We start from the raw sequence: 23936 nt of genomic DNA, 5'->3' as shown, positions 1-23936 counted from the left end.
CATCATTCTTCATAATTCTTGAAATATCCCGTAAGAGCACCCCATATCGTTCGGCTTCTCCGTCCTGTTGTCAGATCGTTCAGATCGTAATACTCAAGCGCAAAGGTCAAATCCTTCTTCACCGTATACGACCAGCCTGCCCCCCAGCCACGGAAGCCGCCGCGCAACGGCCCTCTGCCGGACGCATCAAAGCTCATATAGTCCGCAGGGCCGTTCATCGTATGGCTCACATAGGTCGCGCTTGGCTGGTGATAATACTTCAGCCAGTAGGAGGAGGAACCGGGACGCCACGCGCCCGCCCCACTCTGCTCCAGCGTAAATACATATCCCGTTCCGTTGCCTGCGGCATGATCCTGTCCGTGCAGGAGCATCGCACCGAAGTCAAAGATGCCGATGGGCTTACGGTAGTTCAGCATATAGATATTGCGCGTCGCATTGCCGATCTTGTCGAAGCGGTACATCCCCGCCTCCACTTTGTAGGTCTTGGCGTCGTACGAGGCCGTGAGTCCCGCAACGGTCTTTGCCTTCTCGATCTTGCCATACTCCGCCGTATAGGTGATTGGCACGCCCGTGGAGAGACGGATGCCACGGAACTTGCTGTCGTAGATATTCCCCTCCGCCATCGTTGTGCCGAATACACCTGCAGTCACATCGAAAATGCCCGAGCGTCCCGTGAGATAATAGCGATCCAGCTTCAGCTTCCCGTCTTTGTCCCCACCGCCGCCGGTCAGCGTCTTCTCGTATTCGAGCATCCCGATGGCGTGCCAATTCCCGTCTATATTGTAGTCCCCATAGACACGTGCGCGCGCACGGGCACGGCTCTGCCCGTTCTCGATGCCTGCAGTGCGGGAAGCATCGACGCGCACCTGTCCGTCAATCTTCAGCCGTTTCTCGGGGACTTCCGGCAGACGAACCGACGAATAGAGCTGCTGTTCCGCACGCTCGTTATCCGTATAGCCGCCATCCGTCAGCTCCTCAATGAACTCCGAGCGCAACCGTGCCGCCGTATCAATCACAGACGCGCTCACAAGGGGCTCTGCCATGATGCCGGCGGACGCATTTCCACCGCCGGAACTACCCGCATTGCCGTTTCCATTGCCGACCACACCGCCCATCGTATGATCACTGTCGTCCATCGCGGTCAGACTCATAAATATAGCCTGCTGACGTTCCTGTACCTTGGCATAGGCAATCTCTGCTTTCTGCCGCCGCATCTGTGCCAGCGCATGATCGCGCGCCGTATACTGCAAATTCCGACGCGCGCCGCTTGCACGCTCCTGCAAGGGGCGCATGATCTCCAGACGATTCACCCCACGCATGGACTGCCGAACCAACATCTCCTCGGCACTCCTGGCGTCCGACTGCGCCTGCTCAAATGCCTTGAGCGCATACCGCTCCTGCTCCCGATAGAGTTTCAGATGCACCTCGTCGCGAATCGCGAGACTCGTGATGCGCCCATACTCATCTGCAAGCGTTCCCTGCTGAACGTGGTCGATCTCATGCAGTCCCTGTGCAACGATTTTTACCAGCTCATCGCGCGGGAGCTGTGCAGGATCACGCCCGCCAAGATCGACGTACCCCTCCTCTTCGAGGTGGTTCAGTGCATCGTATACCCACGACTGCGTTGTCTGCGCAAAAGCTGTGCCCGGCAACGCTCCAACGAACATGCACAGTAAAAAAGCACTTGCGTATGGATGTCTGACCATGAGTTCAAAATCCCTCCGTAACGGTACATTAAAACGAAACCTATGTATTAAGCATCTTTATCATCAGATAAGGTGTAAAAGGTTTTGGTTTGAGATTATAGACCTATTGCAATTTTTCGAGACCGAGATGTGCAACAAAAAATTTATCAGTGTTTCATAAAATTCACGATCTCTCTATTACATTTTAACTATATCAATTTCAAAGTCATTGCTCAATAGATTTGCAGAAAGTGACGGTATCTTACAAGAAAGTGATGCGCCAAGATAGCAATTATGAATTTATCAGCGCTTCCTAAATAACAAAGCTTTATCATAGGACGATAGACCTATTACCACTCACTACTATTTTCCTATTTCAGATAAGCAAAGTCAAGAAAAATTTATATAAAAAAATAAAGTTTAAATCTTCGCAAAGCATTTTATTTTTAGCATTATTTTCTGCTCTAATCTTGCCCGCAAAAAAGCAGGTCCATCCGCTCAGATGAACCTGCTCCAAAAGTGCCGGTTAATCTATTCTATTCGGCCTTTTCCTGCTGACATGCCGGACAGTAGCCGAAAAAATACATCTGCTGCGAAACAATGCGATAGCCCGTAACGGATGCAACATTCTTTTCGAGAGACGGGAGCGAGGCAATGGGCACATCCGAGACCTTGTCACATGCAATGCAGCGCACATGCGGATGTGCAGAGATATCGGCGTCGTAGCGAAACGCCTCCTCGCCCACATTCAGCTCGCGCACGATGCCGATCTCACAGAACGCATCGAGGGACTTATAGACCGTGGCAAGGCTCATCGTCGGATAGTTCGGACGCAGCTCCTTGTAGAGTGCCTCTGCCGTCGGATGCTCATCCGTTGCAGCAAGAGCCGCATAGACGGCAAGCCGCTGCGGCGTCACCTTTTTCTTGTTCTGCCGCAGAATATCCGTGACCTCATTCAATGTCAGCATCATCTGTTCTCGCATAATTATTCCTACTTTACTCTTTTACTAAATCTAAAATCATTATTATTTATGTATTATAATACTCTATCCGAAAACTCCTGTCAATAGTCCTGTGATATTCCTTCCATATAAAAATCTATCCTTTCTTTTGCGCTGCCCGAAAATCATGCTATAATGAAGAACATTGACAGAAAGAAAGGTTTGATTTTATGCGTATTTCCGATATTCCCGCCGCGATTGCGGGCGAGCTCTCCATTCGTCCGCAGCAGGTCGAATCCGTCATCACCCTCCTCGACGACGGCAATACGATTCCATTTATTGCACGCTACCGCAAGGAGGCGACCGGTTCCCTCGAGGACGAGATGCTGCGTCAGGTGGAGGCACGCCTCACCTATCTGCGCAATCTAGTCAAGCGGCAGGAGGAAATATGCGCACGCATTGAGGAGCAGGGCAAGCTGACGGACGAGTTGCGCGCATCCATCGAAGCCGCCGAGAAGCTTCAGACCCTCGAGGATCTCTATCGCCCCTACAAGCAGAAGAAGCGTACGCGCGCCTCCGTCGCACGCGAGCGCGGCCTCGAAGGGCTTGCAAACACTATGTTGCTGCAACGAGAGAGCAAAGGCTCACCCGAAGACATCGCAGCTTCCTACGTGGATACAGAGAAGGATGTACCGACCGCCGCCGATGCACTCGCGGGCGCACGCGACATCCTTGCCGAGACGATCATGGACGAGGCGGAGCTGCGCCGCCTGATGCGCGAGAAATTCTGGAAATCCGCCGTCCTTGAGACGACACTGGATGCAGATGCCGAGGAGGCGCAGGTCTTTCAGATGTACGACGGCTACACGGAGCCCGTCCGCACCCTACCCTCCCACCGCATCCTCGCCGTCAATCGCGGCGAGAAAAAGGGCTGTCTCTCCGTGCGCATCGCTGTCGATCACGAGGCGCATGTCGATTGGATCTACAAGCGCATCTATGCACGCCCCTCGATCTTCGAGGGCGAGTTGCGCGCGGCGATCGAGGACGGCTACAAGCGGCTGCTCGTCCCCGCGCTCGAGCGCGAACTGCGCGCACAGCTGACCGAGATGGCAGAGGAAAAGGCGATTGCCGTATTCGGGCACAATCTCCGTCAACTCCTCCTGCAGCCCCCACTTGCAGGGCATACGGTGCTCGGACTCGACCCCGGCTACCGCACGGGCTGCAAGATGGCGCTTGTCGACGCAACGGGCAACGTCCTCGCAAGCGGTGTAATTCAAGTCACGAAGAGCGAGGGCGAGCGCAAGTCTGCGGCGACGACACTGCTGAAACTCATCAAGGCGCATGGGGTTACGCTCATCTCCATCGGCAACGGCACGGCATCCTACGAGACGGAGCAATTCGTCGCCGCGCTGATCCGCGACAACGACCTCAAAGACGTACACTATCTCATCACGAACGAGGCGGGTGCGTCCGTCTACTCCGCCTCACAGCTCGCCAAGGACGAGCTGCCCGACTACGATGTTACGATTCGCGGCGCCGTCTCCATCGCACGGCGCGTGCAGGACCCGCTCGCCGAACTCGTGAAGATCGACCCGCAGGCAATCGGCGTCGGTCAGTATCAGCACGATGTCAGCCAGAAGCAGCTCAGGGAGACACTCGACGCAACGGTCGAGGACGCCGTAAACCACGTCGGCGTCGATCTCAACACGGCGTCCCCAGCCCTGCTGAACCGCATTGCGGGCATCAATGCCGCGATTGCGAAGAACATTGTTGCCTACCGCAACGAACACGGACGCTTTGCGAGCCGCAAGGCGCTCCACAAGGTCGCGCGCCTCGGTGATGCCGCCTTTACCCAGTGTGCGGGCTTCCTGCGCATCTACGACGGGGAGACGCCGCTCGACAGCACCGCCATCCACCCCGAATCGTACGAGCTTGCGCGCTCCATCCTCGCCGAGCTCGGCGCAGGTGAGGACGATCTGCGTGACCGCGCAAAGCTCCCCGCCCTCGCACTCAAGATCGCGCAGATGAGTGCAGCGCCGCTCGCAAAGAAGCTCGGCGCGGGTGTGCCGACCGTCACGGACATTCTCAAGGCAATCGCGCGCCCCGGGCGTGACCCGCGCGAGGATCTGCCCGCACCGCTCACGCGCCAGAACATCGTGAAGCTCTCCGACCTTGCCGTCGGCACGGTCCTCAAGGGAACAGTCCGCAATATCACGGACTTTGGCGCATTCATCGACATCGGGCTGAAACAGGCGGGACTGCTCCACATCTCCGAGATGAGCCACCGCCGCGTGCGCCATCCGCTCGATGTCCTGTCCGTTGGCGACTCGCTCGATGTCATGATCATCAGCATCGACGAGGCACGCGGGCGCATTGGGCTCTCACTGAAACGCATGGAAAAGGAAAAGGCACACGCATGAATCTTCTCGAACGAACCATAGAATGCATAGAAGCGCCCGACATGCGCCTCAGCGACTCCATTGCTCCCGTATTGGCGGGACAGGCCTTGAATTTTGGGCAACTGACCGCGAATCTTCTGCGCTATATCAATATCACGGACGAGCGCCATCCCGCGCCGCCGCAGACAAGTGTCATCATCTCCTGCGCCGACCACGGTGTTGCCGCCGAGAGCGTCAGTGCCTATCCGCCCGAGACCACGCTGAACATGATGTGCAACTATCTCATCGCACACGGCGGTGCGGCAAATGCCGCCGCGAACTATGCGGGTGCGCGCCTCGTCGTCGCCGATCTCGGCGTAAATGCCTCGTATGATGATATCCCCGGACTCCTCCGCCGCAGCATCGCGCGCGGCACGGAAAACATGACGAAGGGTTCTGCCATGACGCGCGCACAGGCAATCCAGTCCATCGAAACGGGTATTGCACTCGCAAATGACTGTGCAGATCGCGGTGACCGTTGCATCCTCCCCGGCGAGATGGGCATATCGAACACCACGTCGAGCGCCGCCATCGTTGCAGCATTCCTTGGACTCACCCCCGAGGAGGTCACAGGACGGGGTGCAAACATCTCGGATGCGCGCCTTGCGCACAAGATCGAGATCGTCCGTCGTGCGCTCGATGTCAACCGTCCCGACCCGCATGACGGACTGGATGTCCTCGCAAAGGTCGGCGGCTTTGAACTCGGCTGCATCGCGGGGCTGATTCTCGGCGCTGCCGCGCGGCGCATGATCGTCATCCTCGACGGGGCGAATACCACATCTGCGGCACTCGTTGCCCACGCCCTCGCACCCGACTGCGCACACTATCTCCTCGCCTCGCACGCCTCCCTGACGGAGCATTCCCATCCGCACGCACTCCGCCGCCTCGGACTCACGCCCATCCTCCGCCTCGACATCCGCCTCAGCGAGGCGGCAGGTTCCTCGATTGCGCTGCGAATGCTGGAACGGATGCTGAAAATATGGGAAGCAGCAGATACGCCCTCACATAACGCTATATCAAGGAGCTGCTCTCGGAGCGCCCCTATCGGCACGCAACCTCGCCACCGTAATACAATGCCTCCCCCGTGCGACACGGGGGAGGGGGACCATGCGCAGCATGGTGGAAGGGGCGCTTTGAACGCCTGGACAACACAAACAAAGAGCTGCTCTCCGACTCAAAACGACTTCGGAGAGCAGACCCTGGCGCCCCTATCAATCACCCCTCCCAATCAAGCCTCCATGGATGCCTGTCAATACCGCCTCGACAACCTCGCTAAGCCCATCCACAGCCTCGGCTATCTCGAGCGGATTGCCGTGCAGCTTGCGGGCATCCTCGGCACAGAGAGCCCTCCCATAGACACAAAAGCTGCCCTCCTTCTCATCACAGACGAGGAACTGCCCGACGATCTGGCGTGCATTCTCAACACGCTCACAGAGGCGGCATCCATCCCCGTCCATATCCTCACCGTCTCGCAGGCAAAGGTCGCACACACCGCATATGAGGTGACGCAGACCCTCGCCCGCACATATCCCATCCTTATCCTCGGAACATACGAAGTGGATGAAAGTGAAGCTGTTTCAACGGCGCTCGCGGACGCCCTGCACAGGGCAGCAGCAGGTGGCAGCCTCATCCTGCCGGGAGACGCACGGACGAATCGCGCGGCACGCGCAGCCGCCGATGAGAACGCCGCCCTGCGCCCCTACCTCCTGCACATCCTCCCCGATATGCTCATGATCGACACAGAGCTCACGGCAGGAATCGCAGGCATCCTCGGCATGGACATCGTGCGCGCCGCCCTCCACGTCGTAAACGACATGAAAACCTTCACCGAGACCGGCGTCGCCGTCGCCATCGACGGCGCAGGTGCGGGACGACAAGTGCGATAGGTACAAAAAAATAAGGCAGCATCACTGCCTTATTTTTTGTACCTATAGAGCTACCTCAAGCTGTCCCCTCTTGAAGACTTTTCCAATCGTTCCAAACTGGAAGGTTGCCGTCTCCTTGACCGTGAAGTGGCCGTAGGTATTCCCCGCTCGATAGTTCGAGTTGAACGCCTCGCGCATGCCGCCCGCCGTGTGCATCTCCTCCCCGTAGACGAGGAAGGGATTCGGCACAACGGCAAAGAGCCCGTTGCCGAGCGGCATGCCCCAGAAGTCTGCATCGCGCGTCGGTGTGACGGCGACGAAGCGCGGCTCGAGCTCGGGGCGGCTCAGGCGCAGCTGCATATTCGTACAGCGCATGCCCTGCACCTCATAGAGCTTGATGAAATCGTCCTGCGCCTTCTTCTTCTGAAACATCGTCCCCTGCACATCGTAGAGTGCATTGTAGTCGCTCATGTAGTCTGCCGCGCGCTCGGCGGGTGTCCGTTCGCGCAGCTCATGCACGGGAATCGCATCCAAAGCCGCCTCGGCGGCTTTTTTGCGTGCCGCCTCATTCTGCTTCACGCGATCACTCGGAGCAGACTCCTTGCCGCCCGTCGCCCGCGCATAGCTGCCCGCCGCGCGCTCCATCGCATTCATTACCTTGCCCTGCGGCGGCTGCTCCGGCGGTTTGACCGACGGGGCAGCCGCGCCCGTGTAGGCACGCGACAGATCGCGCTTCATCTCCTCATCGAGGAGATCGCTCACGGACGGGACAGCGCGCTGCGCAGCGACATTCGCCTCCACAGGATCATCGGCGACCGCCTTGGGCGGCTCCTTCCTCCGAGGCGCTGTGCCCGCGCGCCGCTCCGCGTGCTCCAATCGCTCCACCAGCTCGTCAATACGACTCTGCTGACGCAGCGCCATCTTTTCGAGAAGCGTGACGCGCTTCGCGAGTTCATGAATCCGTGTCAGTTCGTCGTTTCCCATGCCCTTTTGTTACCCCTTAAATCTCAATCTTTGCCGCCTGCGCCAGCGTCTCACGTGCCTCGCGCACAATGCGCTCGACGATCGTCTGCACAGGCTCGATCTCGCGCAGAAGCGTCAGTGTCTCGCCCGCCTGCACCATGCCGTTCACAACGTCGCCGTCGACAGCGGCGAGCTTGTTCGTACCCGTTGCACGGTCGAGCAGCTCCTGCTTTGTCGCCTTGCCCGAGTACTCGAGCGCAACAAAGTCCTCCGAGAACTTGTTCTTGACCCCGCGCACGGCACCGCCGATTGTGACACCCGTGACAATCGTATCCGTGTCCACCGCTTCGAGCAGCTTTGCCTTCATATTCGGATGCGCAACGCACTCCTCTGCAACGAGGAAACGTGTCCCCATCTGGATGCCCGCCGCGCCCATGAGGAGTGCCGCCGCGAGTCCGCGTCCGTCACCGAATCCGCCCGCCATGACGACAGGCAGCTTTACCTCAGGGATAACCTGCTCCATCAGCGGCAAAGTCGAGAGCACGCCGATGTGACCGCCTGCCTCCATGCCCTCTACGACGATGGCATCTGCGCCCTTTTCCTCCACACGCTTTGCGAGCTTCACACTCGGCACAACGGGGATGACCTTCACGCCCGCCGCGTGCAGCTTCTCAAAATACGGGACGGGATTGCCCGCGCCGAGCGTGACAAACGCCGGCTTTTCCTCGCAGATCACGTCCACAATCTCGTCCTTGTTCGGTGCCATGAGCATGACGTTCACGCCAAACGGGCGATCCGTCAGCGTACGGCAGCGGCGAATCTCATCGCGCGTGTACTCCGTCGTACGTCCACCCGTCGAGATGATGCCCGCACCGCCCGCATTCGAGACCGCAGCGGCGAGATTCGCCTCCGAGATCCACGCCATGCCGCCCTGCAGGATGGGAACCTCGATTCCCAAGAGTTCCTTCAGTTGATTTGCCACGTTACTACCTCCTATATTATACGCGCTCTATGCCCGCAATGGCATAGGCAGACATCCCTTCGCCGCTGCCCGTGAACCCGAGCCGCTCCTCCGTCGTCGCCTTGACGTTGACATCCCCCGCCGCGATCCCGAGCAGCCGCGCGATATTGTCGCGCATTGTCGGAATATACGGCAAGAGCTTCGGCGCCTGCGCCACAACGCACGCATCCACATTGCCGATCACATAGCCCTCGGCACGCACGAGGCGCGCCACCTCTTCGAGCAGCTTGCCGCTGTCCGCGCCCTTGAACCGCTCGTCCGTATCCGGAAAATGCTTGCCGATGTCCCCGAGTGCCGCTGCACCGAGCAGCGCGTCCGAGATCGCATGAAGCAGCACATCGGCATCCGAATGCCCAAGCAGCCCCTTTTCATACGGCACATCCACCCCGCCAAGGATCAGCTTTCGCCCCTCCACGAGGCGGTGCACATCGTAGCCGATGCCAAACCGCGTCATTCTCTCTCTCCCTTCCGCCGCCGCACGACGCCGCCGAGCAGACGCTTTGCCTCGTGTACAGCCGTCTTCATCATCTCGCCCGCGCCCATGTCATTGCGCAGAATCGCCTCCGCGACCACCATGTCCTCGGGCGTCGTCACCTTGATATTGCTGTACTCGCCCCTGACGATGTGCACGGGCACGCCGATACGCTCCACAAGGCTCGCATCGTCCGTCCCGAGAAATCCATCCTCATCCGCGCGGCGGTTCGCCTCGAGCAGAATCTCCTTTCGGAACCCCTGCGGCGTCTGCACCTGCCAAAGCGTATTGCGCGGTGGCGTCGAGACCACAACGCCGTCCTCCGAGGCGATCTTGATCGTATTCTTCTCCGGCACGGCAACAATCGCCGCTCCCTCCGCGCGCACGACGCGAATCAGCTCCTCAATCGTCTCGCGGCGGATCAGCGGGCGCGCAGCATCGTGCACGAGCACGACATCCGCCTCCTCTGAGACGAGGGCGAGCCCGTTGCGGATGGAATACTGCCGCTCCGAGCCGCCCTCGACCACGCGCCACGGAGCGAGCCCCTTCACGCGGCTGAGCAGCGCGCGCACGGCATCCACCTCGTCGGCACCGACCGCGACGATCAGCTCGCCGACCTCCGGCACCTTGGAAAACGTCAGCAGCGTCCGCAGGAGCATCGGCTTTCCGGCAAGCGTCAAAAAGACCTTGTTCAGCCCGATCTGCATCCGATGCGCCTGTCCCGCTGCGGGAAAAACCACACTAACCATGCACCCATCCTCCATACTGACTCACCGCGTCAACTTCGCGAAGATCATGCGGCCTGCCGCCGTCTGCAGCGCGGATGTCACCTCCACGGACACGACCTCATTCATGCAGCGGAAGCCGCCGTCCACAACGATCATCGTACCGTCGTCAAGATAGGCAAGCCCCTGCCCGTGCTCCTTGCCCGGACGGACAATCTGCACCGTCATGAGATCGCCCGGGATGGCGACCGGCTTCACCGCATTCGAAAGCGCGTTGATGTTCAGCACGGGAACGCCGCGCAGCTGCGCGACCTTGTTCAGGTTGAAATCATTCGTGATGATCTTGCCGCCAACCTCCTGCGCAAGCTGGAGCAGCTTGGAATCCACCTCTGCGATATCCTCGAAGTCCGCCTCCGTGACCTCCACCTTCATGCGCGACTCCTTGCGGATCTTTTGCAGGATATCGAGCCCGCGCCGTCCGCGCACGCGCTTCAGCGAGTCGGGAGAGTCTGCGATATGCTGCAGCTCCTCGAGCACGAAGACCGGAATGAGCAGCGTCCCCTCGAGGAAACCCGTCTCACAGATGTCCGCAATGCGCCCGTCGATGATGACGCTCGTATCGAGCAGCTTGTACTGCCGATCTCCCTGCGCGGGCTGCGCCGTGCTCTGCGCAGGAGAACGCCCCTCGCGCGCACGCGACATATCTCGAAGAAAGCGCGGGATAAAGTCAAAGACTGCCGCCAGCTCCTCCTGCTTTCGTACCATAATATGAGCACCGAGATAGCCAAGCACAATGCTGAACACGATGGGAATGTAGTCGCCGACAATCGGTATCATAGAAAACGCATCGCCCAGAAGACGCGCAATGATGAGTCCGATAAAAAGTCCGATTGCCCCTGCGATCACATCGCGTGTCGGCATCTTGCCGAGCTGCCCCTCCACCCACATGGAGAAACGCCGGAGACGCCCCGTGAAGAACGGCGCAAGCGGATAGCCAATCATGCCGCCGACGAACGTGCCGAAGAGAATGCAGAGCAGTCCCGCCGGTGAGAGTCCGAGAACCCCCAGCTCGACGTGCCAGAACGGTGCGGAGAAGTAGCCGCTCACCGATGGAATTGCAAGCTCGAAGATCGTCCCGCCCACAATCGCCGTAATGAGCACAATGAAAAAACGTAATAAGCGATCGAGTAACAAATATTCACCTCCTCCCGTATAATTATGTTTCAGTGATTCCTTGAAAAGCGCCAAATGATGCCACACTTTCCAATTCTCTCAGTATAATAAAAAAACTTTGCATTGTCAAAACACGGTTTTGAAGATTCATGTGACCTTTCCTATTGACAAGTACCTCTATCTCACTATAATGATAATCGTCTTCATTATTTTTTCATGGATGGAAGGATGTTGTAAAGGATATGTCATTCAAAGGAAAAATCCGTCAAGGACGCAATGCCCTGCTGACCGCAGCAGTACTCGCCTGTCTCGGGGTCTCGCATGGATATGCAGCAGAGGACGTTTCGGGGGGGGATAAGTCAAAAGTCTCAACCGAAGATATTCATGTGGATGTGGACTTCGATAAAGAGATGCTCAAGGAAGCTCCCGAGACAAAGACGATCATCTCCCGTGCCGATCTTGACCGCAAGGGTGCACGCACGCTCTCGGATGCACTCGCAGCGGAGCAGGACATCCAGATGGGCACGGACAACATGGGGCGCAAGACTGTCAGCATCCGCGGTGCCGAGCCGCGCCACACGCTCATCCTCGTCGACGGACGCAGACTGGCGGGCGGTCTCAGCAAGTACTATGGCGCGACAGACGAGGTGAACCGCATCGGGCTCGATGACATCGACCACATTGAAATCATCCGCGGCTCGGGTACGGCACGCTACGGTGCAGATGCCATCGGCGGTGTCATCAACATCATCACGAAGGTCTCGCATCGGCAGGGTGTCCGTCTCACGACCGAAGGGTCGTGGATCGATGTGAAGGGACATCAGTACAACCACAGCATCGGCTACTCCACGGGCGACCTTGGCGGCGGGACGTATATGGACTTCTCCTACGGATGGAACAAGTCTGCTCCCTTCCTCTACGACAGAGACGGCTCGTCCATGCAGTACTACGGCGAGCGCAATCCGATGAGTGCACGCGCCGAGTTTACAATCGGCAAGGACGAAACAATCACCCTCTCGGCAGATCGCCAGACCGAGGATCTGCAGAAGGATACATCACTGGGCAGAGTCATAGATATGATTGCCTATGAGGACGCATGGCGCAATAATTTCAGCATCGATTGGAAGAAGCAGACAAGCCGCGCGGACTATCACGTGCGCCTCTATCAGACGGAACACAATTCCGATGTGAATTATGATGTCTTTGGCAAGCCTGGTGTCCCCTACCGTCATATGTACTTCGATTACTTTAATCGCATAGATAATGTCATGGAGGCATCGATCGGTGTAATGGCGCACGACAAGCACTATGTGACCGTCGGCGCGGACTATCACGATGAATACGGTGAGGGAACACGAATCCACGTTCCAGGGCAAACGGCGCGTGAAGTATCCAGACTCTATGTCCGCCCCGCCAAGGATAATCCATCCATCATTTCAAAGACGACAGCAAAAGCCGATGTCTACGAAACCTCGCTGAGCTACTACAGCGCCTACATCATGGACGACTGGCAGGTCGGCAAGAAGTTGCTTGTGATCCCCTCTCTGCGCTATACGAATCACAGTCACTTCGGCGTAAACGTCTCCCCGTCTATTGGTGCAACGTATAAGGCACGCAACAATGTGCGCTTTAAGACGAACATTGGCACGAGTTTCGCGACAGGTGGCATTGCCGAGCTCTACCATGACTGGGAGATGTATGAGCCCTCGCTGAATGCCAGCCCCCCCATTCGAAACGGATGGTTCTTCCAAGGCAATCCCGAGCTGAAGCCCGAGAAGGCACTCAACATGGATATCTCCGTCGAAAAGGACTTCGACAAGAAGACGAGTGCGAAGATCACACTCTTCCGCAACGATTACAAAGACTATATGCAGATCATGTATAAGGGAGAAAAGGACAGCAAGAATCTCTACGGACGTACTTATTATGATCGGCAAATACTATATCCGAGCCCCTATAGCTGGTACAGTTATGACGATCTTGTAAACAATCTCAACGCAGCGAACAGCTGGAGCGATATTGAAAACGATGTGATTGATGAGACGGATTATGCGAAGGGCATTCCCGCCACGGATGATGTCTATACCTATGCAAATATCTCCAAGGCGCGTACACAGGGCATCGAGGCAGAGGTTTCTCATCAGGTTGCACGTGATTTCAACATCAAGGCGGGATATACCTATCTCGACGCTTATGACCGTCAAACGGGCAAGCGCCTCGAGGGACGTGGCCGGCACATGTTGAACCTCACGATGACGTACAGCGACCCGAAGAATGGATGGCGTGCAACCTTCTGGGGCGACTATACACGGAACTACCTTGATATTCGCGACCGCATTGCAACGGGACGCCTCACCGGCAGCGGTGCCAGGAACTTGGAACACGTCGAATTTACCGATCCCAATACAGGAAAGGTCTATCGAATGTTCAAGAATGAAGCAGATGCGAAAGCATATATGCGCGGCGACATTCAGCACGATGCCACCCGCGAAAAAGTCGCCCGCGAGAAGAACTACGGTCTGTGGAATCTCATGATCGAGAAGGACTACCACCACTTCCTTACGTTCTACGCCGGTGTCACCAACATATTCAATCAATACGACCCGTTCCTCGGAATGGGCGGGCGCATCTACCGTCTCGGTATGCGCATGATGTTCTAATCTATACAAAGGAGTTCAACTTATGTCAGGTTTTGAAAGTGCAATACACCTCTTTCACAGCGGCGGACTGGTCATGTACCCCCTGCTGATTCTCTCGCTCATCACGCTTGCGATTGCGGTGGAGCGGTTCTACTACTACCGCATCAACCGCAAGGGTTCGCGTGTGTTCTTCCACGGGGTCTATCACGCCGCCATGCAGAAGGACTTTGACACAGTCGGCAAACTCTGCAAGGAGTTCCCCTCCGCCATCAGCCGCATCATTGAGAGCGGTATGGAGAACGCATCCACGGAGACGTCGATGAAGGGCTCGTTCTCCGACCGTATGTCGATGGAGGCGATCAACTTCCGCCGCTATCTCGACTATCTGAGCGCGATTGTCACGATTGCCCCGCTGCTCGGTCTGCTCGGCACAGTCACGGGTATGATCCAGACGTTCAGCGTTCTCGATGCGGGTGGCGGTGCTGCAGCAATCACGGGCGGTGTCGGTGAGGCTCTTGTCGCGACGGCATCGGGTCTCTGCGTTGCGATCATTGCATTCTGCGTCTACACCTATTTCAGCCATCAGCTCGATACGATTGTGACGGATACGGAGCGTCTCTGCGCGACGATCGTCACTGCAAAGAAAGAAAGCTGGGATGCGTAATGAATTTTAGCAATCACCGCATGAAGAAAAAGCCGGAGTTCATGATTATCCCGATGATCGACATCATCTTCTTCCTGCTTGTTTTCTTCATGATGAACAGCCTGCAGACGGTCGCACAGAAGGCACTCGCCGTCCAGCTGCCGCAGGCGCAGAGCGCGACTGCTCCGGCACAGCTCCCGATCATTATGACGATCGACGAGCAGGGGCATATCACGATTGACAACAATCCCGTGAGCATCACGGAGTCGGCGGCAATCATGAAACGCCACATGGAGGAGAACCCGAATGCGGCGGTCGTCCTGCAGGCGGACAAGCGCACGGCACACGGTCAGGTGGTCGCCGTGATGGATATGCTCAAAGGAGCGGGGGTAAAACGGCTCTCGATTGCTGCAGAACAGAAGGGATAGATCTATGGAGCAACACCTCTCATGGAGTAAGGCCTATATTGTCTCTGCCGCAGTTCACTTCGTGATCTTCCTTCTGCTCGCCGTCGGGCTCGCGGTCGTTGTTGCCGAAAAGGAGCAGCAGATCTACGAGATCGATCTCCAAGCCTCCGATTTCAGTCAGGGCAGTGGACACGAGGGCGGCGGAGGTTCCGAAAACCTCTTCCCCGAGCCACTCAAGGCGGAGGAGGTCGCGAAGCGCGTCGAGACGGTGCAGCAAACGGTTCCGCCTGTCACACCGACCGACGCGGTTGTGCCTACACCGGATGCCGTGACTGTACCAGAAGCGGCTTCTCAAACTGCCGCCCCCTCCTCCGATGCCGCACCGACCTCTGTATCCTCGGGCTCAGCGTCGGGCAGCGGTGAGGGCAGCGGCTCCGGATCGGGTTCAGGATCAGGCACGGGCACGGGCAGCGGCGATGGCAAAGGCGACGGACAAGGCGTAGGTTCGGGCTCGGGTGCAGGTCAGGGCTCGGGCGACGGCAATGTCTCCGGCACGGGCAGCGCCCCCTTCGATACGAACGGTTTCTGGGCAGCGGTCAACGCGAACAAGGAATACCCCTACATGGCGATGAAGCGCCGCCTCGAGGGCACGACGACGATTGTCACGACGATTGACGCCTCCGGTGATATCACAAACGTCTCGGTCGAATCCTCCTCGGGACACGGCATACTCGACGATGCTGCAGTTGCTGCAGCATACGCCGTCGGCAGCTATCCGAATCCGACCGGCAAAACGGTATCGGTCACCACCAACGTAAGTTTCAGCATACGATAAATAATACAGGCTGCGATGGAGTTTTCCACCACAGCCTGTATTTTTATGCTTATTCGTAATGACCCCGACAGGAAAAGATATGCAAAGCGCCGTCACGGACGAGATACACCAGACGATTTTTCTCGTCGATCCGCCTGCTCCACAAGCCGCTGAGATTCGCGCGGAGAGGCTCCGGCTTTCCGATTCCCTCAAAGGGATGACGTTCGATATCCTTGAGAATCGTATTGATCCGTTTCAACGTCTTCTTATCCTGCGTCTGCCAGTACAGATAATCATCCCAAGCCTCATCAAACCAATTCTTATGCATCCTCGGAGACCTCGATCAAGTCATGTTCCTTGAACTGTCCCGCTCGAAAAGCCTCTATCCCACGCTGTATATGCGCCATATTGCTTTCCGAGTAGAATGGATCAAGCGGCGCTGCAGAGAGTTCAAATGGGATCTTTCGCTCACGTGCAACGCGTTTTGCAAAGATCAGAATCGCAGATGAAACGGAGAGTCCGATGTCTGTGCACACCTCTTCAAAGTTCAGTTTCAATTCATCATCCATCGACACAACAATATCCTGTGCCATTTTGCTCCCCTCCGTTCCTCTTATTTCTCCTCGAGCAGCTGGACGAGCTCATCGTAGTCGCGCTGTAGCTGCTCAAATTCGTCCATCATCTGCAGCACGGTCAGCGCGGCAATGCGCTGCACGTCGAAGCTGCGTACCTTCTTCGACATCTCCTTGATCCGACGATCGCTCTCTGCCGCAAGGCGCTTGAGTCGTTCGGGGTCATCCGTCTTGAGCTGATAGGTCTGCCCAAACATCTCGATCACAACCCGCTGGGGCTGCTTCTTCTCCTCTGTCATGGCTCTCACCGCCCTCTATGCGCGCAGCTCTGCGTGAAGCTGACTCTGCACCGCCTCGAGTATATCGGCAAATGCTGCGTCCACTTCCTCATCGGTCAGGGTCTTGTCATCGGACTGGAAATGCAGATGGAACGCCATGCTCTTCTTGCCGCGCGCAACCTGTTTGCCCGTATATACATCAAAGAGGGTCGCACTGCGGAAGAATTTGCCGCCCTTCTTTGCAATGACGCGTTCGATCTCCGCTGTCGTCAGCCCCGCATCCACGAGGAGTGCGAGATCACGCGTCGATGCGGGATACTTCGGCAGCGCGGCAATGGTGCTCTTCTTCTTGCGGTAGCGCAGGAGGGTGTCGACCTCCATCTCGAAGACATAGACGCTCTGGGCGATGCCAAAATTCGCGGCAACCGTCGGGTGAATCTCACCGAGAACGGCGATCACGTCGCGCCCCTTCTTGAACAGCGCCGTCTTGCCGGGGTGCATCGCGAAGTGCTCGCCGCGCTCCACCGTGTATTTCTGCACACCGATCGCCGTGAGGAAGCGCTCGAGGATGCCCTTCATATCGTAGAAATCGACCTGCGCGTTATCCGTATCCCATGCGATCGGGCTGCGGCGTCCCGTGATAAGCCCCGCCGCCATGAGCTTTTCGTTCGCGAGTTCCGTGACGGGCAGCGCCTTCGGGAAGAAGACGGGCGCAATGTCAAAAAGGCGCAGATCCATGTTCTTGCGCGCGACATTGCGTGCCGCATTCTCAAGCACACTCGTGAGCAGGGTCGTGCGGATGAGCGGATACTCGTCCGTGAGCGGGTTCATGATGGGGATTGCCTGACGGAGCTCGCTGCCTGAGGGAACGCCGAGCTTGTCAAGCGTCTTTTCGCTCGTAAAGCTGAACGACAGCTCCTCCGTCATGCCGAGCGCGGCAAAGGTCTCGCGCATAAGGTCGACGAAATCCTGCCGCTCGCTCGTCTTGCCCTGCTGGACAGCCCCCATCGGGAGGCGGGAAGCGATATTGTCGTAGCCGTAGAGGCGCGCAACCTCCTCGGCAATGTCCTCCATCATCGTCACATCGCCGCGCCACGAGGGCACAGCGACGTGATAGACCTCGACGCCCTTCTCCTCGACGATAAAGCCGAGCGAGCGGAGCGCAGACGCCATCCAATCGCCGGGGATATTCGCGCCGATACGTTCCCCAACCGTGCGCGCGCTGAACTCGAGGACAGTCGGCACGCGGCGGTTTGGATAGACATCGACCACGCCCTGTGCCACACTGCACGCGCCCATCTCTGCAAGGAGCTGCGCCGCACGCGTTGCCGCGCGCACAGTCTCCGTCTCATCGACGCCGCGCTCGAACCTGCCCGAGGACTCGGAGTGCAGCCCGATGCGGCGCGCCGTGCGGCGAATCGTCGGACCGTGGAAGGATGCCGCCTCGATAATCACCGAGGTCGTGCCCTCCGTGATCTCAGACTCAAGCCCGCCCATGATGCCCGCAAGCCCTGCGGGCTTCTCGCTGTCGGCAATGACGAGCTCATCCCCGACGGCGACACGGCTCGAATCGTCCAGCGTGTGCAGGTTCTCCCCCGCACGCGCACGGCGTGCCGTGAGCGCGTGCCCCGCGACAGCGTCGTAGTCATACGCATGGAGCGGCTGTCCGAGCTCGAGCATGACGAAATTCGTCACGTCGACCACATTGTTGATCGAGCGGATGCCCGCACCGCGCAGACGCTCCGCCATCCATCCGGGCGAGGGCGCAATCTTCACATCGCGCAGAACGCGTGCGGAGAAGCGGCGGCAGAGTTCCTCCGCCTCAATCCCGATGTGCACGAGCTCAGCGGCGCTCTCGGGGGCCGTCTCCTTCACCTCGATCGTCGGGAAGCGCAGTTCCTTGCCCGTCAGTGCTGCAATTTCACGTGCAATGCCAACGACGCTGAAGCAGTCCGCACGGTTCGCCGTCAGCTCGAACTCGAGCACGACATCATCCAGCCCGAGTGCCTGCGCCGCAGGGATGCCCACGGGCGTATCTGCAGGCAGGATATAGATGCCGTGCACCTGCTCGTCGGGCAGCCCCTCTGTATCGATCGCAAGCTCGCCCGCCGAGCACATCATGCCGTTTGACGGAATGCCGCGCAGCTTGCCCTTCGAGATCTTCTTTCCGTCGGGCAGGACGGAGCCGACCATTGCAACGGGCACGATATGCCCCTCGCGCACATTGGATGCACCCGTCACGATCTGGAGCAGCTCCTCCTTGCCGATGTTCAGCTGGCAGACGAGCAGATGATCTGAGTCCGGATGCGGCGTGATCTTCTCGATGCGCCCCGTAATGACCTTTTCCAGTCCCTCATCCGCGCGCACAATGCGCTCGACGGGAACGCCCGCCATCGTCAGGCGGTCTGCAATCTGCTCCGCCGTCTCGTCAATATCCACATAGTCTTTCAGCCATTTGATGGAAACCTGCATAGTCCCGCCTCCTCAGAATTGATGTAAGAAACGCACGTCGTTGTCGTAGAACAGGCGCAGATCATCCACGCCGTAGGCGAGCATCGCAATGCGCTCGACGCCCATGCCGAACGCAAAGCCCGACACCTGCGCGGGATCGTAGCCGCTCATGCGCAGGACGTTCGGGTGCACCATGCCGGCGCCGAGGATCTCGAGCCAGCCCGTCCCCTTGCACACGCGGCAGCCCGCCCCGTGACAGGAAGAGCAGGAGATGTCCACCTCGGTCGACGGCTCCGTGAACGGGAAGAAGCTCGGACGAAAGCGCACCTTCGCGTCGGCGTCAAAGAGCTGATGCAGGCAGAGCTCGAGCGTCCCCTTGAGGTCGGCAAAGGAGATCCCACGGTCGATCACAAGCCCCTCCACCTGCGTAAACATCGGGGAGTGCGTCGCATCGTAGGAGTCGCGGCGGTAGACGCGCCCGGGCGCAATCATGCGAATGGGTGCATTCGGCGTGCTCTTCTGCATCGTGCGCGCCTGTACGGGCGAGGTCTGCGAGCGCAGGAGGATGTCCTCCGTGATATAGAACGAGTCCTGCATATCGCGCGCGGGGTGATCCTTCGGCAGATTCAGCGCTTCGAAGTTGAAGTAGTCGCTCTCGATCTCGGGTCCCTCCTCGATGGTAAAGCCCATCTGCAGGAAGATCGCCTTGATGCGGTTCAGCGTGATCGTGAGCGGGTGCAGATGTCCCACGGGTGCCGTGCGTCCTGGCAGGGTCACGTCAATCTGCTCGGCGGCAATCTTGTCCGCAAGCTCCCGCGCCGCCAGTTCTTCGGACTTCGCCGCAAGCAGCGCCTCAATCTCGGCGCGTGCCTCGTTGACGATCTTGCCGATGCGCGGGCGCTCCTCCTGCGCGAGGGCGCTCATGCTGCGCAGGAGCGTGGTCACCTCGCCCTTTTTCCCAAAAAATTTCACGCGAATATCGTTGAGTTCACCGAGGCTGCTCGCTGTCTCCGCAATCGCGGCACGGGCGCGCTCCTTGAGTTCTCTGATCTGATCGTCCATATCGTCCTCCTGTATGTGCACGAAAAGCGATGTTGCTGTTCATTTGCTCAAAAATACTAAGAATTAGTTTACCATATCTATCTGAAAAAATCTATGAAACGCTCACGGAAGTTGCGAAAGGAATTGAACACGCGGCGCATTTATAGTATGCTAAAGAGAATTGCAAACACACAATACCGAGACCAAGGAGGTTCTCATGGATACACTCATCAAGAACGCAACAGAGCTGCTGGCGCAGCCGACCAGTCTCTTCACGCTGCTCGCCGTACTCGTCTTCATCTTCGGCTATCTGCAGATGCGCCGCATCCATTTCACGACAAGCATGCTCATCAATGTCGCGCTCATGCTGGCGCTGACGATCGTGCTTCATCAGCTGCGACTCTTCCATATGCCGCAGGGCGGCAGTGTCACACTCGGTGCGATGGTGCCGCTGCTCTTCCTCACCTATCGGTATGGCGCGGGCATCGGCTGTCTCGCGGGGTTCGTCTACGGCATGATAAACCTCATGCAGGACGCCTTTATCGTGCATCCCCTGCAGGTGCTCTTTGACTATCCCCTGCCCTATATGGCACTCGCGATTGCCGCCGCTGTGCCGGGGCGCATCTATCTGGGCGCAGTGCTCGCCTTTGCAGCGCGGTTCCTGTGTCACTATATCTCGGGCGTGGTCTTCTTCGGCTCGTATGCGCCGCCTGATACGTCGCCCTATCTCTACTCTCTGGTCTTCAATGCGACCTATCTCGTGCCCGAGGCTGTGATATGCCTCCTGCTCCTGCGTATCCTGCCCGTGCCGCGCCTCCTCGCGGCGATGGATCAGCGCACGCCGCTCTACGGGGCAAAGCCGCTCTAAAACTCAGCTATCCTCGTAGACGCGCACGCGCAGCGTCAGCCCACGTTCCGCGCAGATTTTTCGGCAGAGCGCAATCTCCTCCTCGTTCTCCACCTTCTCCACCACCGTGAGCACAACATTCGGCACGTAGGGCTTGCAGTGCTCGGCAAAGGTCAGCATCGCCTCATAGGAGGAGATGCCGAACTTCGAGCGCGTGAGTGCGAGGTAGCGCTCCGCATTCGAGGCGTTCAGACTGATGGAGATCGTATCGAGCAGCCCCGCAAAGCATTCGGCAAACTCACAGCCGTGCTCGAGTTCCCCAAGGCCGTTCGTATTGACGCGCGTTGCAACATCGGGATGGTGTTCCTTCACATGGCGCAGGACGGCGAGCACGGTGTCGAGGCGGATGAGCGGCTCACCGAAGCCGCAGCAGACCACCTCACGCACGTATTCCCACGGCAGGCAGTCGAGCTCTGCAATGATCTCCTCGATCGACGGATCCTGCTCGATCCAGAGGGAGGACTCCCGCGCCATCTCCTTCATGCTGCGCAGACAGAAGACGCAGTCGCAGTTGCAGTCATTCGTGATGTTGATGTAGACGGCGCGCCTCCCCTCCGGCTGCTCGCGCAGACTCTCCTCGAAGGGGAGGTAGCGCCCGCCCGCATGTGTGGCATATACAATCATAAGATACTCCTAACATATACACAGAAATAGGCTGCTGCATGAAGTCTTTTGACCAGTGCAGCAGCCTTTTGTTTGTCTTGTCCAGATGCCCAAAGCGCCCCTACCACCGCTCACGCGGTCCCCCTCCCCCGTGTCGAGCGGTCAACGTCAACCAATCACACTTCGCTATCGCTTGTGTTCTTGGGACGTTTTCCCATACGACCTGTTGCCCAATCAGCTGCGTCCTTTCGGACTTGCTTCTTGGACAGGTCAGCAACGGGGGAGGCTTTGCATTACAGCATATTAGCTTCCCCCGTCGCAACGGGGGAAGTGGCGAGTGCAACGAGCCGATAGGGGCGCCCCTGCTTATAGTGCCGTCAGCTCGCCCATAAACTCCTCGAAGGGCAGCCCGTAGTTCCACGGCAGGTCGAGCTGCTCTGCGTAGACGAGACAGTGTCCGATGAACTCTGCCGCACGCCGCGTGCCCTCCTCGATGGGAATGCCGCGCACGAGCGCCGCTGCAACAATCGCCGCAAAAGCATCGCCCGCACCCGAGCGGTCGCGCCCGACCTTCGGATTGTCGAAGGAACGACCTGTACCATCCGCATAAAGGTAGGTACGCACATAGTCGCCCGCATGCAGCCCCGTAATCACAACAGAGCGCGGCCCCATCGCGGCAATCTCTGCCGCCATCTCCGCAAGCTCCGCGTCCGATACAAGCCCGTCTGTGGGATAGTCCGTCCCGAGCAGCTGACACGCCTCCGTGAGGTTCGGCGTCACCACGTCCGCATACGGGAGCAGCTGACGCATCTTCTCGCAAAGCGCGGGCGTATAGGAGGAGTAGAGATGACCGTTGTCCCCCATCACGGGATCGACAATGACCTGCGTCTGCGGCTGTTTGAATCGCGCGATGCACTCGAGCACGAGATTGATCTGCGCCTCCGAGCCGAGGAAGCCCGTCAATATTGCATCGAAGTCAAGCTCATTCGCCGCCCAGTTTTCCATATAGGGGCGCATGCGCTCCGTATAGTCGTCGAGGTAGTGATTCGGGAACCCCGTATGAACCGAGAGAATCGCCGTAGGCAGTGGGCATGCCTGCACGCGCATCGCGGAGATCAGCGGCAGCTGCACCGTCACCGAGCAGCGCCCGAATCCCGTGATGTCGTTGACGAGGGCGATTCGTTTCTGCCGCGCCATCAGCGATTGTCCACCCGCTCGGGCACGCGGTCGTGCATGGAGAGGCGCTCCCACGCCAGCTCCTCGTACTTCGTGCCCGGAAGCCCATAGTTCGCATAGGGATCGATCGAGATGCCGCCGCGCGGCAGGAATTTCCCCTGCACCTCGATGTATTTCGGTGCCATCAGGCGGATGAGGTCGCGCATGATGACATTCACCACATCCTCATGAAAATCCCCGTGATTGCGGAAACTCACGAGGTAGAGCTTCAGCGATTTGCTCTCGACCATACGCTCAGCGGGCATATAGGAGATGTAGATCGTCCCATAGTCCGGCTGTCCCGTGATGGGGCAGAGCGTCGTGAACTCGGGGCAGTTGAATCGCACCCAGTAATCGTGATCCGTATGTTTGTTCTGAAAGGTCTCCAATGCCTCGGGCGCGTAGTCGTAACCGTAGTCCGTGCGCTGCTCCCCGAGGAGGGTCAGACCTTCCTCTGTCTTTACTCTTGCCATTACATACCCAAAAACTTCTTTTCAAATACATCCTGCGGCTCCGGACGACCGAAGAGGTAGCCCTGAATTGTATCCGTCTTGCAGAGCTTCACGAGGCAGTCGTACTCCTCCTGCTGCTCGACGCCCTCGATGCAGGTCGTCATGCCGATGCTGTGACAGAGATCCACCGTATACTCGACAAGCTTCTGGTCGAAGTGGTTTTCGAGGATGCGCATGACGAAGGCACGGTCAATCTTCACGATATCGCAGCTCAGATTCTTCAGCGAGGAGAGCGAGGAGTAGCCTGTGCCGAAATCATCCATGGCAATCCGGATGCCGTGTCTGCGGAACATGTCGAACTGCGCATTGACAAATTTCAGATCGCTGACAATCTTGCTCTCCGTGAGTTCGAGGACAATCGCATCCGCCGGCATATCGTGCCGCCGCAGACAGTCTTCGACGAACTCCAGGAAGGAGAGATCCTTGATCTGCTCATAGCTCATATTGACGCTCATGTGGAAATCGGGAATGCGTTGCCGCCACTCCTTGCAGACGCGCAGTGCCTGCTCGAAGATCCAGCGCCCGACGGGCACGATCGTCTTGGTCTCCTCCAAGATGGTGATGAACTCCA

General features: G+C 58.2%; 23 protein-coding genes. 7 read left to right on the top strand and 16 right to left on the bottom strand.

The genetic code is table 11. From position 1 onward, the window contains the following. Nucleotides 1-2: 2 nt before the first annotated feature. Nucleotides 3-1667: a translation initiation factor IF-2 gene (locus tag AXF19_RS09130; protein ID WP_066850171.1), complete on the bottom strand. Its 1665-nt coding sequence runs from the start codon at nt 1665-1667 to the stop codon at nt 3-5. A gap of 554 nt (nt 1668-2221) precedes the next feature. Continuing rightward, the gene (locus AXF19_RS09125) at nt 2222-2668 is read right to left on the bottom strand and encodes a Fur family transcriptional regulator (RefSeq protein ID WP_066847958.1); all 447 of its coding nucleotides are present in this window, start codon (nt 2666-2668) and stop codon (nt 2222-2224) included. Between the two features lie 188 nt (nt 2669-2856). Between AXF19_RS09125 and AXF19_RS09120 the strand changes: the two genes are divergently transcribed. Beyond that, nucleotides 2857-5046, top strand: coding sequence for a Tex family protein (locus AXF19_RS09120; protein ID WP_066847955.1), 2190 nt, complete (start codon nt 2857-2859; stop codon nt 5044-5046). Then, on the top strand, nt 5043-6950 hold the full coding sequence (locus AXF19_RS09115; protein WP_066847953.1) for a nicotinate-nucleotide--dimethylbenzimidazole phosphoribosyltransferase: 1908 nt from the start codon (nt 5043-5045) through the stop codon (nt 6948-6950). The genes AXF19_RS09120 and AXF19_RS09115 overlap by 4 nt, the downstream gene beginning before the upstream one ends. A gap of 42 nt (nt 6951-6992) precedes the next feature. On the opposite strand, the gene AXF19_RS09110 is transcribed toward AXF19_RS09115, so the two are convergent. The 5 genes from AXF19_RS09110 to AXF19_RS09090 are packed head-to-tail and all read right to left on the bottom strand — an operon-like array spanning nt 6993 to nt 11304. Continuing rightward, nucleotides 6993-7913, bottom strand: coding sequence for a hypothetical protein (locus AXF19_RS09110; RefSeq protein WP_066847950.1), 921 nt, complete (start codon nt 7911-7913; stop codon nt 6993-6995). Nucleotides 7914-7929: 16 nt separating this feature from the next. Continuing rightward, on the bottom strand, nt 7930-8874 hold the full coding sequence (locus tag AXF19_RS09105) for a nitronate monooxygenase (RefSeq protein WP_066847948.1): 945 nt from the start codon (nt 8872-8874) through the stop codon (nt 7930-7932). A gap of 16 nt (nt 8875-8890) precedes the next feature. Then, nucleotides 8891-9367 carry a 2-C-methyl-D-erythritol 2,4-cyclodiphosphate synthase gene (ispF, locus tag AXF19_RS09100; protein ID WP_066847945.1) on the bottom strand — a complete coding sequence of 159 codons (477 nt, stop codon included), beginning with the start codon at nt 9365-9367 and terminating at the stop codon, nt 8891-8893. Beyond that, complete coding sequence (ispD, locus tag AXF19_RS09095; RefSeq protein ID WP_066847942.1) at nt 9364-10134, bottom strand: 2-C-methyl-D-erythritol 4-phosphate cytidylyltransferase; 771 nt, start codon at nt 10132-10134, stop codon at nt 9364-9366. The genes ispF and ispD overlap by 4 nt, the downstream gene beginning before the upstream one ends. A 21-nt stretch (nt 10135-10155) precedes the next feature. Then, the gene (locus tag AXF19_RS09090; protein ID WP_066847939.1) at nt 10156-11304 is read right to left on the bottom strand and encodes a PIN/TRAM domain-containing protein; all 1149 of its coding nucleotides are present in this window, start codon (nt 11302-11304) and stop codon (nt 10156-10158) included. 221 nt (nt 11305-11525) lie between these two features. On the opposite strand from AXF19_RS09090, the gene AXF19_RS09085 reads away from it, so the two are divergent. From AXF19_RS09085 to AXF19_RS09070, 4 genes are read left to right on the top strand one after another with little or no spacing between them, the layout of a single operon-like run. Further along, nucleotides 11526-13943 (top strand): TonB-dependent receptor plug domain-containing protein, encoded by a 2418-nt coding sequence (locus AXF19_RS09085; RefSeq protein WP_066847936.1) that lies wholly within the window; start codon nt 11526-11528, stop codon nt 13941-13943. 22 nt (nt 13944-13965) lie between these two features. Next, entirely contained in the window at nt 13966-14586 is a 621-nt protein-coding gene (locus tag AXF19_RS09080; protein ID WP_066847933.1) for a MotA/TolQ/ExbB proton channel family protein, read from the top strand. Continuing rightward, nucleotides 14586-14993 (top strand): ExbD/TolR family protein, encoded by a 408-nt coding sequence (locus AXF19_RS09075; RefSeq protein WP_066847930.1) that lies wholly within the window; start codon nt 14586-14588, stop codon nt 14991-14993. The genes AXF19_RS09080 and AXF19_RS09075 overlap by 1 nt, the downstream gene beginning before the upstream one ends. Nucleotides 14994-14997: 4 nt before the next feature. Continuing rightward, nucleotides 14998-15807, top strand: a complete 810-nt coding sequence (locus AXF19_RS09070; protein WP_066847928.1) for an energy transducer TonB — start codon at nt 14998-15000, stop codon at nt 15805-15807. Nucleotides 15808-15856: 49 nt separating this feature from the next. Here the strand turns inward: AXF19_RS09070 and AXF19_RS09065 are convergent, their stop codons facing one another. The 5 genes from AXF19_RS09065 to pheS are packed head-to-tail and all read right to left on the bottom strand — an operon-like array spanning nt 15857 to nt 20149. Then, nucleotides 15857-16114 carry a Txe/YoeB family addiction module toxin gene (locus tag AXF19_RS09065; protein ID WP_066847925.1) on the bottom strand — a complete coding sequence of 86 codons (258 nt, stop codon included), beginning with the start codon at nt 16112-16114 and terminating at the stop codon, nt 15857-15859. After that, nucleotides 16107-16379: a type II toxin-antitoxin system RelB/DinJ family antitoxin gene (locus AXF19_RS09060; protein ID WP_066847923.1), complete on the bottom strand. Its 273-nt coding sequence runs from the start codon at nt 16377-16379 to the stop codon at nt 16107-16109. The genes AXF19_RS09065 and AXF19_RS09060 overlap by 8 nt, the downstream gene beginning before the upstream one ends. A gap of 20 nt (nt 16380-16399) precedes the next feature. Then, complete coding sequence (locus AXF19_RS09055) at nt 16400-16657, bottom strand: cell division protein ZapA (protein ID WP_066847921.1); 258 nt, start codon at nt 16655-16657, stop codon at nt 16400-16402. Nucleotides 16658-16672: 15 nt separating this feature from the next. Continuing rightward, nucleotides 16673-19108 (bottom strand): phenylalanine--tRNA ligase subunit beta, encoded by a 2436-nt coding sequence (gene pheT / locus AXF19_RS09050; protein ID WP_066847918.1) that lies wholly within the window; start codon nt 19106-19108, stop codon nt 16673-16675. 12 nt (nt 19109-19120) lie between these two features. Then, nucleotides 19121-20149 carry a phenylalanine--tRNA ligase subunit alpha gene (gene pheS, locus AXF19_RS09045; RefSeq protein WP_066847915.1) on the bottom strand — a complete coding sequence of 343 codons (1029 nt, stop codon included), beginning with the start codon at nt 20147-20149 and terminating at the stop codon, nt 19121-19123. 196 nt (nt 20150-20345) lie between these two features. On the opposite strand from pheS, the gene thiT reads away from it, so the two are divergent. After that, nucleotides 20346-20996 (top strand): energy-coupled thiamine transporter ThiT, encoded by a 651-nt coding sequence (gene thiT / locus AXF19_RS09040; protein WP_066847912.1) that lies wholly within the window; start codon nt 20346-20348, stop codon nt 20994-20996. A gap of 3 nt (nt 20997-20999) precedes the next feature. Here thiT and AXF19_RS09035 read toward each other — a convergent pair whose 3' ends face one another. The 4 genes from AXF19_RS09035 to AXF19_RS15405 all read right to left on the bottom strand — a co-directional run. Then, nucleotides 21000-21659: a TatD family nuclease-associated radical SAM protein gene (locus tag AXF19_RS09035; RefSeq protein WP_066847908.1), complete on the bottom strand. Its 660-nt coding sequence runs from the start codon at nt 21657-21659 to the stop codon at nt 21000-21002. Nucleotides 21660-22004: 345 nt separating this feature from the next. Next, a complete protein-coding gene (locus AXF19_RS09030; RefSeq protein ID WP_066847905.1) occupies nt 22005-22835 on the bottom strand; it encodes a pyridoxamine kinase in 831 nt (276 codons plus the stop codon). Beyond that, complete coding sequence (queF, locus tag AXF19_RS09025; RefSeq protein WP_066847902.1) at nt 22835-23326, bottom strand: preQ(1) synthase; 492 nt, start codon at nt 23324-23326, stop codon at nt 22835-22837. The genes AXF19_RS09030 and queF overlap by 1 nt, the downstream gene beginning before the upstream one ends. Next, nucleotides 23326-23936 (bottom strand): EAL domain-containing protein (locus AXF19_RS15405; protein WP_237141559.1); only part of this gene is annotated, 611 nt, incomplete at its 5' end. The genes AXF19_RS15405 and queF, both read right to left, overlap by 1 nt.

Origin of the sequence: Selenomonas sp. oral taxon 126 (assembly GCF_001683335.1) — a bacterium.
GTDB lineage: Bacteria > Bacillota > Negativicutes > Selenomonadales > Selenomonadaceae > Centipeda.
The sequence above is the reverse complement of the archived record's forward strand: the minus strand, read 5'-3'. Positions and strand labels throughout refer to the sequence as shown.